The following is a 17,328-nucleotide window of genomic DNA, read 5'->3' as shown; positions in this document are numbered from 1 at the left end:
GGTGCCGCCTGGACCGTGGACGCCCCAAATCGCTACGCGCTCCTCATCTCTCAGCGTCCGACGGCCGTCTGGGGCTGGACATAGGCCGCCCAGACGCCTCCCAGGGGCGGCTTTCCGGGCGTCTACACGCTAGTTGGGGCGAAAAGCAGGCGAGAGGGAGCCTGATGCCGGATTTCTCAACCTCCCACTCCGGCAGGCGCCCATTCACCCCTCAACCGGCCGCCAAAACGGGACAAACAACCCGCACTCGCATCCCAGGCTGACCTCTGCCGGTCGTGGGCGGCTTATGTCCAGCCCAAGGCGGTCGTCGGACGCCAAACAGAGAGAAGCGCGTAGCGATTTGGGGCGCCTGCGGGCCCACCCCTACCGGCATGGGCATCTGGTCGCTGTCTGGTGCAGGTTGACCCCGCCCGGACGCGGAAAGGGTGCCTATGGGCCCTTCAGGGAGCCGTACCCTCCCCCGGGCCCCATCCTGCTCCACCTCGGTGGTCCCGGGGACTGACTCCGGATGACCAGGGGCCCCTGCTCGGCATCTCTGATCGGGGCTGGACCGGATCCGAACCCCCCGGCCATCCTTCGGGGGCTTCCCGGCAGTCTTATGGCATTCCGGGGCGGGTCGGTCGGTCAAGGGTGGCCGCAGGCCATCGCGTAGCGACGCGAACGAAGAGAGCGCCCTTGAGGGACCGGCACGACACGGAAGGACAGTGGACTGACGGGACGCCCCCGGACACCTTCCGACGCCGAGTACGCGGACCCCGCCGCCCGTACGTCCCGATCCACCCTCCCGACGCCGCTCGCACAGACCCCGGCTCTGCCCCCCCGACCGACCCTCCCGCCGCTGAGTGCGCGGGCTGGCCCGCTTGCGTCCCGATCGGCTCTCGCTGTGCCGAGTGCGCAGACCCGCTCGGTGGGGTTCCGGATGGCCGCTGCGCCGTTGAGTGCGCGGGCTGGCCCGCTTGTGTCCCGATCGGCTCTCGCTGTGCCGAGTGCGCAGGCCCGCTCGGTGGGGTTCCGGATGGCCGCTGCGCGCTGAGTGCGCGGGCCGGCCCGCTTGTGTCCCGATCGGCTCTCCTGGTGCCGCGTGCGGGGACCCGCCGCCCGCGTCCCCGCCGGCGGGTCCTACGCCGAGCGCGCAGACCGGCCCCCCTGCGTCCCGGCCGACATCTCCCGACCCCGCCCCCGAATCCCCCGCCCCGCCCGCGCCTCGCCCCCCCGCCCCGCCCCCGCCCCCTCACCCCCGCCCCAGGATCACCGTCCCCGACGAGCAGAACCAGCCGCCCGTGCCCGATGCCAGGGCCACCTCCGGGAGGCGGCCGTTGCGCTTCGTGACCTGGCGGGACGGGCCCGCCTCGCCGCGGAGTTGGCGGACCGCTTCGACCAGCAGGAACAGGCCGCGCATGCCCGGGTGGCAGGCCGAGAGGCCGCCGCCGTCGGTGTTGACCGGCAGCTCCCCTTCCCGTAGGAGGCGGCCCTTCTCCACGAAGGCCCCGCCCTCGCCCTTCGCGCAGAAGCCGAGGTCCTCCAGGGTGACCAGGGTCATGTACGTGAAGGCGTCGTAGATCTCCGCGAGGTCCACGTCCGCCGGGGTGAGGCCCGCCCGCTCGAACGCCTGGCGGCCCGAGACGGCCGCGGGGGAGACCGTGAAGTCCTCCCACTCCGACATCGTGGTGTGGGAGACGGACGTGCCCGTGCCCAGGATCCACACCGGGGACTTGGCGGTGTCCGGTACGTAGTCCTCCGCCGCCAGCAGCACCGCGCAGCCGCCGTCCGAGCGGATGCAGCAGTGCAGCTTCGTGAAGGGGTCCGCGATCATCTCGCCGGACAGGACGTCGTCCACCGTGATCGGCTCGCGGAACATCGCGTCCGGGTTGGTCGCCGCGTTCGACCGGGCCTGGACGGCCACCGAGGCGAGCTGCTCGAGCGTCGTCCCGTACTCGTGCATGTGGCGCCGCGCCGCCATCGCGTACTTGGAGATCAGCGTGTGTCCGTACGGGACCTCGAACTGCAGCGGCCCCCGCGCCCCGAACGACAGGTTCGAGGTGCGCCGCCGGGCCTTGATGTCGGCCCGCGCCGTCGAGCCGTAGACGAGCAGCACGGCGTTGGCGTGGCCGGCCGCTATCGCGTCCGCCGCGTGCGCCGCCATGACCTCCCAGGTCGATCCGCCCACCGAGGTGGAGTCGACCCAGGTGGGGCGCAGCCCCAGGTACTCGGCCACCTCGACCGGCGCGAGGATGCCGAGGCCGGCCGAGGCGAAGCCGTCGACGACGGAGCGGTCCAGGCCGGAGTCGGCCAGTGCCCGCCGGGCGGCCTGTGCGTGCAGGGCGTACGGGGTGGGGCCGTCCACCCGGCCGCAGTCCGAGAGGGCGACGCCGACGACGGCGACCCGGCGGCGTCGGTTGCGAGGTTCAGGCGTGGGTCCAGGCATGCAGCAGACCGTACATCTGACGTATCGTCAGTTTCTAGTCCACGCCATCCGATCCCCCTCCGACACCCGAGCTCTCCGCCCCCTGTGCATCTGTCGCCGCCCGCTCTAACATGACGGCCCGTCAGATACGGGGAGGAGCCCGACGATGGATGCCGCCTTCACCGCGGAGCAGGACGAGATGCGCCGTACCCTGCGCGAGATCCTGGGCAAACGCTGCGGCCCGGACGAGGTCAAAGCCGCCGTCCGCACGGCCGCCGGACACGACCGCGAGCTGTGGCAGCAGCTCTCCGCGCAGCTCGGCCTGCCGGGCATCGCCGTCGCCGACGCGTACGGGGGCGTCGGCTGCACCCCCGCCGACCTGGCCCTGGCCTGCGAGGAGACCGGCCGGGCGCTGCTGCCCTCGCCGCTGCTGGCCACCGCCGTGCTCGCCGTACCACTGATCACCGCCCTCGGCACCGCGGCCCAGCGCTCCGCACTGCTCCCGCCGCTCGCCGCCGGCGGGCTCACCGCGGCCCTCGCCGTCCCCGGCCCGGCGCTGTCCACCGCCCTCGCGCTGACCGGCGACAACGCCCCCGGGGAGTGGGCCGGCGGGGGCCGGGCCGGCGGCGTCCAGGCCAAGGCCGGCGAGGACGGCGGCTGGCGGCTCTACGGGGAGGTCGCCCAGGTGCTCGACGGGCACAGCGCGTCCCTGCTGCTGGTCGCCGCGCACACCGGCGGGTTCGCCCGGAGCCGGACCCTGCTGTTCCTCGTACGGGAGGACGCCCCCGGGCTCGTCCGGTCGCGGCAGGCCACCCTGGACGAGACCCGGCCGCAGGCCCGCATCCAACTCCGCGACACTCCGGCCGAGTTGCTGGGCTCCGACGCCGACAACGCCACCGACGACGGCGTCCTCGCCGCGCTCGCCGCCACCGGGCGCACCACCGCCGCCGTCCTCGCCGCCGAGGCGGTCGGCGCGGCCGGGCAGGCGCTGGCCCGCACGGTGGAGTACGTACGCCAGCGCGAGCAGTTCGGCCGGCCCGTCGGCTCGTTCCAGGCGGTCAAACACCGCCTCGCCGACCTCTACGTACACGTCCAGGCGGCCCGTTCGGCGGCCTACTACGCCGCCTGGGACGCGCAGCAGGGAGGCCTCGCCCTCGCCCAGGCCCTGGAGGCCCTGCGGGTGACGGCCGGCGAGGCGATCCAGCTGCACGGCGGCATCGGCTTCACCTGGGAGCACGACGCGCACCTGTACTTCAAGCGGGCGGCGGCCGACGAGCTGCTGTTCGGCCCGGTCCACCGGCTCCGGGCGCACGCCGCCCACCGTGCGGGCCTGTTCACCACCCCACAAGAGAAGGTGGCCGTCTGATGGCCGTGGCAGTCGGCGTCAAGCTGATGCAGAAGGTCTCCTCGACCATGCTGTTCGCCAAGATCGCACCGCACTTCATCCCCGCCATGGACAAGGCGGTGCACAAGCTGACCCGCGGCAAGGTCATGCTCAGCGCCCAGATGCTGCCCGGCGTGATCCTGACCGCCAAGGGCGCGAAGACGGGTGAACCGCGCACCACGCCGCTCGCCTGCATGCCGGAGGAGGGGGGCGTCAGCTGGCTCCTCATCGGCTCCAACTTCGGCCGCCCCGGGCACCCGGCGTGGACCGGGAACCTGCTCAAACACCCCGACGCAGACGTGAGTTGGAAGGGTCAGGACATCGCCGTACGGGCCCGGCTGCTGGAGGGTGAGGAGCGCGCGGCGGCGTGGCGGGCCGTGCTGAGGTTCTGGCCGCCGTACGCGACGTACCAGGCGCGCATCGAGCGCGAGATCCGACTGTTCCGCCTGGAGCGTCGCTGATCGCAGGCGGGGAGAGGGCGGCGGACCCCGGGAAGGGTCCGCCGTTACTTGGTCGGCTTCTTGCCCGTGATGCCGAGGTGGACGAGCAGCGCCAGGTTCGGCTTGAGCTCGGCCTGCTTGACGCCCCAGGTCTGGAAGCCCTTCTGGTGCGAGGCCACTGCGGCCAGCATCGCGACCAGCGAACCCGCCATCGCCGCCGGGCTGAGGTCCTTGTCGACCTTGCCCTTGGCCTGGAGCTCCTTCATCGACTCCGTGAGGGAGTTGGTGACGGAGTTCAGGATCTTCATGCGGATCTTGTAGAAGCGCTTGTCGCCCTCGGCCGCGCCGAGGTCGACGACCCGCAGGATCGCGTCGTTGCGCCGCCAGAAGTCCAGGAATCCCTCGACGAGTTCCTCGGCGGCCTGCCAGCCGGCCTTGCCGACCCAGTTGCGGCCCTCGACGAGCGCCGTCAACTGCGCGCCCTCCGTGGCCATTTGCTCGGCGATCTCCAGGACGGCGCCCTCGACGTCCGGGAAGTACTGGTAGAAGGTCGCGGGGGAGGTGCCGGCCTTGCGCGCGACGTCGATCACCTTGACGTCGCGGTACGGCGAGGAGCTGAGCATCTCGCTGAGGCAGTCGAGCAGCTTCTGCCGCGTCGCCTGACCGCGCCGGCCGGCAACGCGGCCGTCGACGGTGCGTACTTGTCCTGTCATGCCGTCAGCTTACCGAGGGGTGATCTGCGCGCGATTCGGCCGCCTGCAAATGGGGTCACGCGACACCTGGCCTGGGCGGAGCCCGCCCTGCGGGCCCTCCCGGGGGGTCGTTTCCGGTCGGCAACCTGCCGGTTGCCGCTCGGAATCCGGGCGGCCGGGGCCCCGAGGAGGTGCCGGTTCCGGGGGCGTGCCGGGCGGATCCCGGGCGGATCCCGGGCGGATACGGTGCGGAATCCGAGCGGACGCCCGCCCGGGTGACCCGCCCGCTTCCTCTCGGTATCCCCCGATTAGTCTTATCAACAGGCTGTGGACAAGTTTTCGGGCAGATCATGGCTGAGGGGCACGGGGCAGAGGGCACGACGGAAGGAAACGGGCCATGGCCGCATTCGCGGAGGGCACACCCTGCTGGGTGGACGCCTCGCTTCCGGACGTCGAGGCGGGCAAGCGCTTCTACGGTGAGCTCTTCGGGTGGACCTTCAGCGGCGGCGCCGGCCCCGAGTACGGCGGCTACACCCAGGCCTACAGCCGGGGCCGCAACGTCGCCGCCCTCGCCCCCAAGCCCGACGGCCGCATGCCCACCGTCTGGGGGATCTACCTCCACACCTCCGACGCCTACGCGTGCGCCGCCCGCATCCGCGCCTCCGGCGGCCAGATGGTCATGGACCCCCAGCCGGTGGGCCCGTACGGCGCCGCCGCGCTCGCCGCCGACCCCGGCGGGGCCGTCTTCGGCCTGTGGCAGCCCGGCACCCACGACGGCTTCGAGGCCCAGCAGGAGCCGTACACGTACTGCTGGAGCGAGGTCTACACGCGGGCCCGCGACGCGGTCGACGTGTTCTACGCCAACGTCTTCGGCTACGTCCCCGAGGACCAGGACGACGCGGGCGCGGGAGTCGAGTACCGCCTGTGGTCCCCGCCCGGCAGCCGGCCCGGCGCGGAGACCGCCGTGATGGGGCGCAGCCTGATCACGGACGCGTTCCCGGAGATCATGCCGGCGCACTTCCTCGTGTACTTCGCCGTCCCGGACTGCGACGAGTCCGTCGCTACGGTGAAGCGGCTCGGCGGACGCGTCACCGCCGACCCCTTCGACACGCCGTACGGGCGGATCGCGGTCGTCGCCGACAACCAGGGCGCGTTGTTCGCGCTGCTCTCCGAGCCCCGTACGGGTCCGATGGCGTAGCGGCCGCCGTTACGTGAACGCCGGGCGGGAACCCCGGGCGGCCGGGCCGCCGCCGCGTCGTACGTCTTCCGCCCGTACGTCTGCCGTCCGTCGTCCGTCCGCCGTACGTCCGGCCGCCCCGCCCGGACTGTGACGACACGGCTCCGGCGCGGGCCTGACAGAATCGGGGTTGCGCGACCCAGGGCGGCGCCCGGGGTGAGACGCTGCACGGGGCCGACCGCCGTGCCGGCGCGCGTGCAGGTGGAACGGGCCCGGCAAGGGCCCGTACGGGGATTGTGAGGCGAGTGGTGGAGCAGCTGACGCAGCACGACCCGAGACGGATCGGCCCCTTCGAGGTGCTCGGACGGCTCGGCGCCGGCGGCATGGGGCTGGTCTATCTCGCGCGGTCGGCATCCGGACGCCGGGTGGCGATCAAGACGGTGCGGACCGAGCTCGCCGAGGACCAGCTGTTCCGGGTCCGCTTCACCCGCGAGGTGGAGGCGGCGCGCGCCGTGTCCGGCTTCTACACCGCGGCCGTGGTCGACGCCGATCCGCGGGCCGCCGTGCCGTGGCTGGCGACCGCGTACGTCCCGGCGCCCTCGCTGGAGGAGATCGTCAACGAGTGCGGGCCGATGCCCGCCCAGGCCGTACGGTGGCTCGCCGCCGGCATCGCCGAGGCCCTGCAGTCCATCCACGGCGCCGGCCTCGTCCACCGCGACCTGAAGCCGTCCAACGTGCTCGTCGTCGAGGACGGCCCGCGCGTGATCGACTTCGGCATCGCGAGCGGCGTCTCGAACACCCGCCTGACCATGACGAACGTCGCCGTCGGCACGCCCGCGTACATGTCGCCCGAGCAGGCGAAGGACTCGCGCAGCGTCAAGGGCGCCAGCGACGTCTTCTCGCTCGGCTCGACCCTCGTCTTCGCCGCGACCGGGCACCCGCCGTACCACGGGGCCAACCCGGTGGAGACGGTGTTCATGCTGCTGCGCGACGAGCCCAACCTCGAGGGGCTCCCGGACGAGCTGCGGCCGCTGATCGACTCCTGCATGCAGATGGACGCCACCCAGCGCCCGACCCCGGCCGACCTGCAGGCGCAGCTCGCCCCGCACCTCTTCGACGGCGGCGACGACAGCGGTACGGCCTCGGCGTGGCTGCCGGGCCGGGCCGTCGCGATGATCGAGGCCCGGCGGGCGGGGCAGCGTACGGCGGCCGCGCCCGTCCCGGCGCCCGGCCGCCCTGCGGGGCGCGCCGCCGAGGCCGCCACGCACCGCCGGGAGCCGCGCGGCGGCGCCGACCCGTGGGTCGACCCGCGGACCGGCCAGGCCGTCCCGCAGCGCCCGCAGCACCCGCCGAGGCCGACGTCCCCCGCGCCGTCCCCTGCGCCCTCCGGCGAGCCGGTGCGCCTCGGAGGCTCCCCGGTGCCGATCGGGCCCGGGCCGCGCGCGAGCGCCTCGGCGCCCGCCGCGCACGCGTCCGGCGCCGACTCGGCGACCGGCTGGGTCCGCCCGCCGGGCGGTGTGGCGGTCGCCCCGCACGGCTCGGGCCCGGCCCCGGCCTCCTCCTCCGCGTCGGCCGTGGTGCCGTCGCCCGGTCCGGCTCCGGACAGCGGGCGCTGGCGCCCGTGGCGCTTCCGCATGTCGAACGAGGTCTGGGGGACCCCGACCGTCGCGGGAGACCTGCTCTACGTGACCTCCTTCGAGGTGCACGCGCTGGACGTGGCCAGCGGCCGCCGCCAGTTCAAGACCCGCGACGTCGCCTGGTCCATGGCCGTCGCGGACGGCCGTATCCACGCCTCCGACGGCCCCTCCCTCTACGCGCTCGACGCCTCCGACGGCTCGGAGCGCTGGCGGCTGAACGCCGACGCCTGGGTGTACGCCCTGCGCGCCGACCGGGGCACGGTCGTCACCGCCACGCGCGGGGGCGGCGTACAGGCCTGGGAGGCCTCCAGCGGCCACAAGCTGTGGGAGCTGACCGGCGCCCAGAGCGATTTCGAGACCCCGGAGGCGGCCCCCGTCCTGCACGAGGGCACGGTGTACGTGTGGCAGGACGCGCGGCTGCGCGCCCTGGACGCCCGCAGCGGCCGCGAGGCCTGGTCGTACCCGGTCGGCGACGCGGCCTCCTGCGGCAACGTCCCGGTCCGGGTCACCCCGGCCCCGGACGGCAACGTCTACATCGCCGCCGGCACCCGCGTGCTGTCCGTGGACCGGGCCTCGGGCCGGGTCCGCTGGCACTTCGAGGCCCCGGCGGTCTTCCTGGCCCCTCCGGCCTTCGCGCCGGGCGCGGCGGTCACGGGCGGCGGGGTCTACCTCGCCGACTACCTGGGCACCGTCTACGCCCTGGACGCGGCCACCGGCGCCGACCGCTGGCGCATCGCCACCGAGCCGCGGCCCTCCGCGGACCCGGTGCTGGTCGCGGGCGGCAACGTCCACCTGGGCGCGGGCAGTGCGCTGTACACGCTCGACGCGGTCACCGGCACCCCGAAGTGGCGGTTCGCCGCGGGCGGCGAGATCACCGGCCCGCCGGCGGTCGCGGACGGCCGCGTGCACTTCGGCTCCGCCGACCACTGCCTGTACACCCTGGACGCGGCGGGCGGCCAGCTGCGCTGGAAGCTCGCCACGGGCGGGGAGATCACGGGTGCCCCGGTGGCCGAGGCGGGCGTGGTCTACGCGTGCAGCAAGGACCGCTGCGTGTACGCCCTGGATGCCGCCAAGGGAACGGGGACCCGTACGGCCGGGTGAGGGTTTTCGGGGCCCTCCGGGTCGCGCGCAGCACCGGGAGTGACAGGATGGACCCCATGAGCAACGTTTACTTCGACATCAACATCGACGGCCAGCCCGCCGGCCGCATCGTCTTCACCCTCTTCGACGAGGTCGTCCCGAAGACCGCCCAGAACTTCCGCGAGCTGGCCACCGGCCAGCACGGGTTCGGCTACGCGGGCTCGCCGTTCCACCGCGTCATCCCGCAGTTCATGCTGCAGGGTGGCGACTTCACCAACCAGAACGGCACCGGCGGCAAGAGCATCTTCGGCGAGAAGTTCGCCGACGAGAACTTCCAGCTGAAGCACGACCGCCCGTACCTGCTGTCGATGGCGAACGCCGGCCGCAACACCAACGGCTCGCAGTTCTTCATCACCACCGTCGTCACCCCGTGGCTGGACGGCAAGCACGTCGTCTTCGGCGAGGTCGTCGAGGGCCAGGACATCGTCGACCAGATCGAGAAGCTCGGCACCCCCTCGGGCGCCACTCGCGGCAAGATCGAGGTTGCGGCCTCGGGCGTCGTCGAAGCGGTCTGATCCCCGTCAGCACCACTGCCTGACTCGGCCGGCCGGCCCCGCCCCCTCACCGGGGGCCGGGGCCGCCGCCATGTCCCCGCCCGGGCGCGTCCGGCGCGTCAGAGCTTGCGTACGCCGTGCCAGGACCAGCCCGCGGCGAGGACCGCCTTGCGCAGGGGGTCCTTCATGTCCCGGGTGTCCAGGCGGAACGACTCGACCTTCCGGCGGCGGCCGTCGGCGTCGCGCTCGAAGGTCCACTGCTTCTGTACGTGGCGGATCGGCCCGCGGCCGTGTTCGCGCTGGACGGTCCGGCCGGGCGGGCTGCCGGCCCGCGTCACCGCCCACTGCTCGTCCATCGCCCGTACCTCGCGCTCGGCGGGGAGCAGGCGCATCCAGATCTTGAAGGTCCGCTCCACCTGCCGGCGGCTCATGCCGGAGCCGGTGGCGGGTTCCATGACCTTCCAGTCCGCCACCAGGTCGGCGCCCCCGCCGCCCGCCTCGCGCACGCTGAACACCACGCCCGTGCCGTTCAGGGCGAGCAGCGCGGCCCGCAGTTCCGTGGTGGGGATCGCCGTCGCACCGCTGTCGGCCCGTACCGTGCCCATGTACCGGTCCCAGAGGCTGCCCATCGCTAGGCCCCTTCCCCGGTGTCCAGGCTCACCGTGCGCAGGAACTCCCGGAAGTCGTCCAGCACACCGTCCTCCTGCGCCGCGGTCGAGGTCAGGATCAGCCGGATCACCGCACGCCGGTGCGGGTTCTCGAGGTCCAGCACGGCCAGGTAGACGTGGGACTGGACGAGGTCGCGGCGCACGCCGCCCGCGACGGCCGACAGGGTCAGCCGCTGGGCCAGCCCGGGCGAGGCCTCGGAGCCGAGCTCGCGGCGGCTGGTCACCGTCACCGACTCGGCGGACCGGCGCAGGCGCTCCACCGACTCCTCGGCCATGTCGGCCAGCGTCGCCCCGTCGGGGCGGAAGTCGCCGTCGACGGTGATGTTGGCGGTGAACCCGGCGTCCGGTTGCGGGTGCAGCGCGATGAACGCCACGCCCGGAGCGCCCACCTCGTCCGCAGGGGCGGCTCGCCAGCCTTCCGGCAGGCCGAACTCGATCGGTACCGGCAGGGTCGTGGGCATTTCAGGCCCTCCTTCCACGGGGGGAGTACATCAGTCGATCAGTCGAACCAGCTGGTGACTTCGTCCTTGACGGAGCCGGCCGTGTCGCCCACCCAGTCGGCGGCGTCGCCCGCGGCGTCCTTGACCTTGCCCGGGTCGACCGTGAACTCGCCTCCCACGGCGCCGCCGACCCCGAGCGCGAGGCCCACCTTGCCGCCGAAGTGGTACTTGCCGTCCTCCCCCTTGCCGAGGGTCACCTTGGCCTCCGCGCCCGCGCCGTACCAGCCCTCGGCCGTGGCGCCGGCGCCGACCCCGGCGACCTCGGCGCCCGTGGCGACGCTGGCCTTCTCGCCGGCGAAGGCCTTCGCGCCGGCGTTGAAGCCGTCCTTGCCCGCCCCGAGGCTGACCGCGGCCTCACCGCCGGCGAACCCCTCGAAACGCCCGTAGCCGCCGACGACGCCGTAGTTGGCGTGTCCCTCGACCATCGCCCGGATGCCCGCGGACACCTCGGCCTTGCCGGTGATGCCCTTGTCGGTGAAGCCGTAGTTCGCGGTGCCCCTGGCTCCCACGTACATGTCGTCGAGCCCGGCGAGCGTGAGCGACCCGTTGTTGTACTCACCCTTGTACGTCATGTGGAAGAGGTCGGCGTAGAGCTTGATCGACCCCTCCTTGCCGTACTTGGTGCCGGTGAGCTTCATGCCGGCGTCCGGCCCGGTGATCGTGAGGCCGTCGTCGGCCTTCGGCTTCTCCGGGGGCGTCTCGTCGAGCTTCTTGGGGGCCTTGTCCAGGTCGCCCTCGGCGTAGCGGTTGAACCCGGTGAGCGATTCGTCGTTGCCCTTGCCGAAGGCGTCCCGGTTGCTGTCGATGACGGCCGCACTGAGGGCGGTCTTGACGTTCGTGTCGAGCTCGGAGACGGCCTTCACCCGGTCGTCGATGTGCTGCTGCCACTTGCCGACGGCTTCGCTGATCGCCTTCTGGCCGTCGGGGTCGTGGTGGTAGGCGCTGCGCTCGGCGGGCGTGAGCTTCGCGTAGTCGAACGCGACGCGTCCCTGCTCGGAGACGGTCATGCCGGCGGCTATCGCGTCGTCGCGTGCGCTCTCCAGCTTCTTCTTCAGGTCGGTGAACTTCTCGTGCGCGTCGCGCAGCAGGCTCCCGATCGCCTTGGCCTGGGCCTGCGCGGCGGTGTACTCGTAGCGGGTCGCCGCGAAGTTCGTACGGGCGGTCTGCTGGCTGACACCGGTCCAGCTCTCCCCGCCGAGCGTGATCTTCTGCACGGAGTCGGCGTAGCGGGTCTCGACCTTCTTCAGCTCGCCCGCCATTTCCTCCCATTTGGCGGCGGCCGTCGTCAGCAGGCCCAGGTCCGTGGTCATGACTTCGTAGTAGGTCAGCACCGGATCCCCTCACAGCTTCTACAGCGTCTGCACCTTCGACTGCGCCGCAAGGAACCGGACATGGTGCGCCTCCCCGTTGGCCGGGTTGGATCATATGCATGCCAACTGTGGACGGGCCAAGCGGCGGGTGGGCCCTCCACGTTTCCTGCACGGGGCGTGCCGTGCAGGCCCGTATCCCGGCGCGCACGGCGGTGATAGCGTGGCCCGCCGTTGTCCAGGGGAGGGGATTCGAGCCATGGTGGCTGGACGTCGCATCAGGTTCACCGCGGTGCTGGTCGCCGTCGTCTTCGCGCTCACGGGCTTCTCGTCCGGCGGGCACGGCGGCAAGAGCAAGAGCAAGGGCAGCGGCGGCGGGTGCTCCAGCTCGAAGAAGAAGAGCAGCTACCACAGCAACAACAGCAACAACAACAGCAACGGCAGCGGGAAGTCGACGCCGTCGCCCAGCAAGAGCACCGGCCCGGCCGCACACGCCCAGGTCGTCACCTGCGCCGGACCCGGCAGCCCGAAGGCCGTCCTCAGGGTCACCTCCGACGTGGACAAGCAGCGCACCGTCAACGTCCCGCTGACCTTCGAGGGCGCGAACGGCGTCGTCGACAGGACCTCCGTCCGCGTCACGCTGAAGGCCCGCGAGACCCAGACCGTCACCGCCCCGATGGTCCACGACGACAAGGCCGCGGACGTGAAGACCTGCGTCGTCGGCCGGATCGACTAGCCGCCGGCGCCGCTCAGCGCACCCGCGGCTCCGGGGCCGCCGCCCGGCGCCCGGCGAACAGGTCCGCCTGCCGCTCCGGGGGGAGGTTCCCCAGCGAGATCAGCGCCGGGGCCTGGGCCAGCGCCTGCTGCAGCGCCGCCTGCTTCGCCGACCACAGGGCCCGTACGGTGCCCTGCACGGCCTCCGTCGGGTACCCGGCCAGGGTCTGCGCCGCCCGCAGCGCCGCCGGGAGCAGCTCCTCGGGCGCCGTCAGCTCCGAGACCAGGCCGATCTCGTACGCCCGCTGCGCGGAGAGCCGCTCGGCCGTCCCCATCAGGGACATCCGGGCGGCCTCCCCGAACGGCATCCGCTGCGCCATGTACACGGCCTCGTACGCGCTGACCATGCCGTACGTCGTGTGCGGGTCGAAGTACGTCGCGGCCCGGGAGGAGACGATGAACTCCGACTCGCCCAGCAGGTAGAAGGCCCCGCCGCACGCCATGCCGTTGACGGCGGCGACCACCGGCTTCCACAGGTCGTTCGCCTTCGGGCCGACGGACAGCAGCGGGTCGTCGACCGAGTACGGGGAGGCGGGCTGCGGTACGGAGACGCCGCGGTCGATGCCCGTGCAGAACGCGGCCCGGCCGGCCCCCGTCAGCACCACCGCGCGGACGTCCTGCGCATGCCGGAACTCCCGCCACACCTCTGCCAGTTCGGCGGCCGTCGCCAGGTCGATCGCATTGTGCTTGCGCTCCCGGTCCAGGGTGACGACCGCGACCCCGGCCGCCTTGTCCCTCTCCACCCGTACCGTCACGGCTTCTCCAGTACCCAGCGCGGCACGGTCATCCCGCCGGTCTCGGTGAACACCACCTGGACCCGGGCTCCGATGCGCAGCCGGGCCGGGTCCACCGAGTTCAGCGGGGCGTCGGGGGAGGCGACCAGGTTTCCGGCGAGGCGGATGTGCGGGGCGTCGGCGAGCTCCACGAGGATCACGTTGTACGGGGCCTGCGCGGCGTACGCAGGGAGCAGCGGCGGGTGCGGCCGTACGTAGGACCAGATGCGGCCGCGGCCGCTCATCGGCAGCCACGCGGAGTCGAACGACTGGCAGTGCGGGCAGCAGGGTCTGGGCGGGAAGCGGAGCCGGCCGCACGCGGTGCAGGCCTGGACGCGGAGTTCGCCCCGGGCGGCGTACTCCCAGAAGGGGGCGCCGTCTTCGTCGGGAACGGGCAGGAGCAGCCGGTCCGCGGGGGTCGGGGCAGGGTCGGTGACCGGAGGCGTCGCCGGTGCCGGGGTCGTCGTCATGGTCGCTCGCTCCTCAGGCTCGCAGCAGGATCGCGGACGTCGGGACACCCTCGCCCGCGGTCACCAGGCAGGTCGCGGCGTCCGGCACCTGGGCGGTGGAGGCGCCCCGCAGCTGCTTGACGCCCTCGTTGATCAGGTTGAAGCCGTGCACGTACGCCTCGGACAGGCCGCCGCCCCCGGTGTTGATCGGGAGCCGGCCGCCGATCTCCAGGGCCCCGCCCTCGGTGAACGCGGCGCCCTCGCCGCGCCCGCAGAAGCCGTAGCCCTCCAGGGAGAGCGGGATCAGCGGGGTGAAGGCGTCGTAGATCTGGGCCACGTCCACGTCCTGGGGCCCGAAGTCGGCCTGCTTCCACAGGTGCCGGGCGGCGGTCCAGGCGGGGCCGGACAGCGGGTCGTCGTTCCAGTAGTTGACCATGCCGTGGTGCTGGGCGGGCAGCCCCTGGGCGACGGAGTGGACGTACACGGGCTTCCGGCGGCAGTCCCGGGCCCGCTCGGCGGAAACGATCACACAGGCCAGCGCCCCGTCGGTCTCCAGGCAGTTGTCGAAGAGGCAGAGCGGGTCGCTGATCATGCGCGCGGTCATGTACATCTCGCGGGTCAGCGGGCGTTCGTACATCATCGCGGCCGGGTTCTCGTTGGCCCGGTTGCGGCAGGCCATGGCGACGTTGAAGAGGTGGTCGCGGGTGGCGCCGTACTCGTGCATGTACCGGCGGGCCAGCATGCCGATCTCGTCGGCGGGCCGCAGCAGCCCGAAGGGGCGGGTCCACTGGCCGGGGGTGGGCAGCTGGACGGCGGTGTTCTTCCAGGGGCGCGGGCCGGAGCCGCGTTTGCGCGAGCGCCAGGCGACGCCGACGCTCGCCTGACCGGTGGCGACGGCGGCCGCGAGGTGGCCGACGGTGGCGCAGGAACCGCCGCCGCCGTAGCCGATCTTGGAGAAGAAGGTGACGTCGCCGGCGCCGATGGCTTTCGCCACCTCGACCTCGTCGGTCTCCTCCATCGTGTAGGACGAGAAGGCGTCGACCTCGGAGGGCGCTATTCCGGCGTCCGCGAGGGCGGCCAGGATCGCGCGGCAGGCCAATTCCTTCTCGGACTCCTGGAGACGCTTGGCAAAGGCGGTCTGGCCGATCCCGACTATCGCCGTAGCGTCCTTGAGTGTTGCCGCCATCGCCACCTCCGGGGCTGCACCAGTACTGACAGCCGCGAAGGCTACAGCTAATCTGACGGATAGTCAGCTACTGGGAGGGGTGTGCGATGAGCGAAGACGTGCGGGGGGACTTGCGCTGGGGCAGCATCGCGGGGCTGGTGCGCGCGGCGGCCGGGCAGTACGCCGACCGCGAGGCCGTCGTCGACGGGCGCGTCCGCATCAGCTACGCGCAGCTCGGCGAGCGCGTGGAGCGGGCCGCGGCCGCCGCCATCGCCGCCGGGATCGAGCCGGGGGACCGGGTCGCCGTCTGGGCCCCCAACACCCTGGAGTGGATCGTCTCCGCGCTCGGCGCCGTCTCGGCGGGCGCCGTCCTCGTCCCCCTCAACACCCGTTTCAAAGGTTCGGAAGCCGCGTACGTCCTGCGGCGCAGCCGGGCCAGGCTCCTGTTCGTCACCGGCACCTTCCTCGGCACCTCGTACGTCGCCTCCCTGCGCCGGGCCGCCGCCGAAGGGGACGGCGGCCGCGGCCCCCTGCCCGGGCTGCCGCACCTCGAGCAGGTCGTCGTCCTGGCCGAGGACGCCCCGCAGGACTTCCGCACCTGGAAGGACTTCCTGGCCGGCGGGGACGGCGTCGGCGCCGAGACCGTGCGCGAGCGCGCCGAATCGATCCGCCCCGAAGCCCCCTCCGACATCATCTTCACCTCCGGCACCACCGGCAGCCCCAAGGGCGCCGTCATCACCCACGCCCAGTCCCTGCGCTGCTACGACGTCTGGAGCGAGCTCGCCGGCCTGCGCGAGGGCGACCGCTACCTGATCGTGAACCCCTTCTTCCACACCTTCGGCTACAAGGCCGGCATCATCGCCTGCCTGATGCGCGGAGCCACGATGGTCCCGCAGCCCGTCTTCAACGTGGACACCGTCCTCGCCAACATCGCCGCCGAGCGGATCTCCGTACTCCCCGGGCCGCCCACCCTCCACCAGTCCCTCCTCGACCACCCCCAGCGCGACCACCACGACCTTTCCGCCCTCCGCCTGGTCGTCACCGGCGCCGCCGTCGTCCCGCTCCAGCTCGTCGAGCGGCTGCGCGGCGAACTGCACATCTCCACCGTGCTCACCGCGTACGGGCTCTCCGAGGCCAGCGGCATCGTCACGATGTGCCGCCGCGGCGACCCGGCCGAGGTCATCGCCTCGACCTCGGGACGGGCCATCCCGGACACCCAGGTGAAGATCGCCGACCAGCACGGGTACGCCCAGCTCGCCGGCACGGCGGGCGAGGTGTGGGTCCGCGGCCACCACGTCATGCAGGGCTACTTCGAGGACCCGGCCGAGACCGCCGCGGCCGTCACCCCCGACGGTTGGCTGCGCACCGGCGACGTCGGGGTCCTCGACACCGACGGCAACCTGCGCATCACCGACCGGATCAAGGACATGTTCATCGTCGGCGGGTTCAACGCCTACCCCGCCGAGATCGAGCAACTCCTCGGCCTGCACCCGGACATCGCGGACGTCGCCGTCGTCGGCGTACCCGACCCCCGCCTCGGCGAGGTCGGCAAGGCGTACGTGGTCCGCCGCCCCGGCACCCCCCTCACGGCCGACGACCTGATCGCCTGGTCCCGCCGCGAGATGGCCAACTACAAGGTCCCGCGCACCGTCGAGTTCGTCGCCGAACTCCCGCGCAACGCCAGCGGCAAGGTCCTGAAGCGGGAGCTGCGCGCCCGCATGGTCAGGGGGTGAGCGTGCCCAGGTCGATGTCCGCGGGGAACGGGACCGCCACCTTGAGCCGGTCGCGATGGATCCCGGTCGGGACGTACGTCCGGGTGACCGTGTCCAGCTCGTAGACGTGCACGACGGGCTCGCCCCCCTCGTCCTCGACCCGCCAGAAGTGGGGGATCCCGGCCTGGGCGTACTTGAAGGGCTTGATCGACCGGTCGCGGTCGGCCGACTCCTCGGACACCACTTCGATCACCAAGGCCACTTGGTCGGGGAGGTGGCGGGTGCGGTCGGGGTCGTAGGCGGCCGTCGTGGCGAGGACGTCCGGTTCGGGACGGCTCCTCTTGTCGAGGCGAACGGTCATCTGCCGTTCGACCTCGATTCCCTCGGGTGCGGCTTTCCTCAGGCTGAAGGTCAGGTTCTCCACGAGCCGGGCGTGCCAGGACCGCTGCGGGGACACCATGAAGATCAGCGCTCCGCAATGAGCTCGGTGTGCCGGGGGGCCTGCGGCCAGTGGTCGAGGTCGTCCGCTTCCCAGCCGCTCGGGCGGGGCGGGAGCATCCATTCGGGGAGCTCGGCTGCCATGGTGCCCTCCAGAGGGTGCGGGGCCAGCCT

At 72.7% G+C, this 17,328-nt stretch carries 15 protein-coding genes and 1 pseudogene; 7 read left to right on the top strand and 9 right to left on the bottom strand.

Annotated features, from left to right (window positions below):
- Window positions 1-1,231 precede the first annotated feature (1,231 nt).
- Window positions 1,232-2,425, bottom strand: a complete 1,194-nt coding sequence (locus ACZ49B_RS35475) for an acetyl-CoA acetyltransferase (protein ID WP_468314392.1) — start codon at window positions 2,423-2,425, stop codon at window positions 1,232-1,234.
- Window positions 2,426-2,570: 145 nt separating this feature from the next.
- Between ACZ49B_RS35475 and ACZ49B_RS35470 the strand changes: the two genes are divergently transcribed.
- Together ACZ49B_RS35470 and ACZ49B_RS35465 are read left to right on the top strand one after the other, a co-directional pair.
- Window positions 2,571-3,770 carry an acyl-CoA dehydrogenase family protein gene (locus tag ACZ49B_RS35470; RefSeq protein WP_468314389.1) on the top strand — a complete coding sequence of 400 codons (1,200 nt, stop codon included), beginning with the start codon at window positions 2,571-2,573 and terminating at the stop codon, window positions 3,768-3,770.
- The gene (locus ACZ49B_RS35465; protein WP_468314386.1) at window positions 3,770-4,249 is read left to right on the top strand and encodes a nitroreductase family deazaflavin-dependent oxidoreductase; all 480 of its coding nucleotides are present in this window, start codon (window positions 3,770-3,772) and stop codon (window positions 4,247-4,249) included. Before ACZ49B_RS35470 ends, ACZ49B_RS35465 begins: the two co-directional genes overlap by 1 nt.
- 44 nt (window positions 4,250-4,293) lie before the next feature.
- On the opposite strand, the gene ACZ49B_RS35460 is transcribed toward ACZ49B_RS35465, so the two are convergent.
- Entirely contained in the window at window positions 4,294-4,941 is a 648-nt protein-coding gene (locus tag ACZ49B_RS35460; RefSeq protein WP_053790587.1) for a TetR family transcriptional regulator, read from the bottom strand.
- A gap of 376 nt (window positions 4,942-5,317) precedes the next feature.
- Between ACZ49B_RS35460 and ACZ49B_RS35455 the strand changes: the two genes are divergently transcribed.
- The 3 genes from ACZ49B_RS35455 (at window position 5,318) to ACZ49B_RS35445 (ending at window position 9,389) form a co-directional block, all read left to right on the top strand.
- A complete protein-coding gene (locus ACZ49B_RS35455) occupies window positions 5,318-6,118 on the top strand; it encodes a VOC family protein (protein ID WP_468314383.1) in 801 nt (266 codons plus the stop codon).
- 284 nt (window positions 6,119-6,402) lie between these two features.
- On the top strand, window positions 6,403-8,835 hold the full coding sequence (gene afsK, locus ACZ49B_RS35450; RefSeq protein WP_468314380.1) for a protein serine/threonine kinase AfsK: 2,433 nt from the start codon (window positions 6,403-6,405) through the stop codon (window positions 8,833-8,835).
- Window positions 8,836-8,891: 56 nt separating this feature from the next.
- Window positions 8,892-9,389: a peptidylprolyl isomerase gene (locus ACZ49B_RS35445; protein ID WP_468314377.1), complete on the top strand. Its 498-nt coding sequence runs from the start codon at window positions 8,892-8,894 to the stop codon at window positions 9,387-9,389.
- Between the two features lie 98 nt (window positions 9,390-9,487).
- On the opposite strand, the gene ACZ49B_RS35440 is transcribed toward ACZ49B_RS35445, so the two are convergent.
- Genes ACZ49B_RS35440 through ACZ49B_RS35430 form a run of 3 tightly spaced genes read right to left on the bottom strand, consistent with a single transcriptional unit; the run spans window position 9,488 to window position 11,867 of the window.
- Window positions 9,488-9,997: a hypothetical protein gene (locus tag ACZ49B_RS35440; protein WP_468314374.1), complete on the bottom strand. Its 510-nt coding sequence runs from the start codon at window positions 9,995-9,997 to the stop codon at window positions 9,488-9,490.
- Window positions 9,998-9,999: 2 nt separating this feature from the next.
- The gene (locus ACZ49B_RS35435) at window positions 10,000-10,497 is read right to left on the bottom strand and encodes a hypothetical protein (protein WP_468314370.1); all 498 of its coding nucleotides are present in this window, start codon (window positions 10,495-10,497) and stop codon (window positions 10,000-10,002) included.
- Between the two features lie 38 nt (window positions 10,498-10,535).
- Window positions 10,536-11,867 (bottom strand): hypothetical protein, encoded by a 1,332-nt coding sequence (locus tag ACZ49B_RS35430; protein ID WP_468314367.1) that lies wholly within the window; start codon window positions 11,865-11,867, stop codon window positions 10,536-10,538.
- Window positions 11,868-12,102: 235 nt separating this feature from the next.
- Between ACZ49B_RS35430 and ACZ49B_RS35425 the strand changes: the two genes are divergently transcribed.
- On the top strand, window positions 12,103-12,579 hold the full coding sequence (locus tag ACZ49B_RS35425) for a hypothetical protein (protein WP_468314364.1): 477 nt from the start codon (window positions 12,103-12,105) through the stop codon (window positions 12,577-12,579).
- Between the two features lie 13 nt (window positions 12,580-12,592).
- Here ACZ49B_RS35425 and ACZ49B_RS35420 read toward each other — a convergent pair whose 3' ends face one another.
- From ACZ49B_RS35420 to ACZ49B_RS35410, 3 genes are read right to left on the bottom strand one after another with little or no spacing between them, the layout of a single operon-like run.
- A complete protein-coding gene (locus ACZ49B_RS35420) occupies window positions 12,593-13,372 on the bottom strand; it encodes an enoyl-CoA hydratase/isomerase family protein (RefSeq protein WP_468314361.1) in 780 nt (259 codons plus the stop codon).
- On the bottom strand, window positions 13,369-13,860 hold the full coding sequence (locus ACZ49B_RS35415) for a Zn-ribbon domain-containing OB-fold protein (RefSeq protein ID WP_468314358.1): 492 nt from the start codon (window positions 13,858-13,860) through the stop codon (window positions 13,369-13,371). Before ACZ49B_RS35415 ends, ACZ49B_RS35420 begins: the two co-directional genes overlap by 4 nt.
- Window positions 13,861-13,873: 13 nt before the next feature.
- Entirely contained in the window at window positions 13,874-15,025 is a 1,152-nt protein-coding gene (locus ACZ49B_RS35410; RefSeq protein WP_468314355.1) for a lipid-transfer protein, read from the bottom strand.
- 86 nt (window positions 15,026-15,111) lie between these two features.
- On the opposite strand from ACZ49B_RS35410, the gene ACZ49B_RS35405 reads away from it, so the two are divergent.
- The gene (locus ACZ49B_RS35405) at window positions 15,112-16,737 is read left to right on the top strand and encodes a FadD3 family acyl-CoA ligase (RefSeq protein ID WP_468314352.1); all 1,626 of its coding nucleotides are present in this window, start codon (window positions 15,112-15,114) and stop codon (window positions 16,735-16,737) included.
- Here the strand turns inward: ACZ49B_RS35405 and ACZ49B_RS35400 are convergent.
- A pseudogene (locus ACZ49B_RS35400) lies at window positions 16,727-17,298 on the bottom strand (Uma2 family endonuclease). The gene ACZ49B_RS35405 and the pseudogene ACZ49B_RS35400 sit on opposite strands and share 11 nt — an antisense overlap.
- Window positions 17,299-17,328 lie beyond the last annotated feature (30 nt).

The organism is Streptomyces sp. NPDC031132 (assembly GCF_055570595.1).
This window is presented reverse-complemented; position numbering and strand designations above follow the sequence as displayed.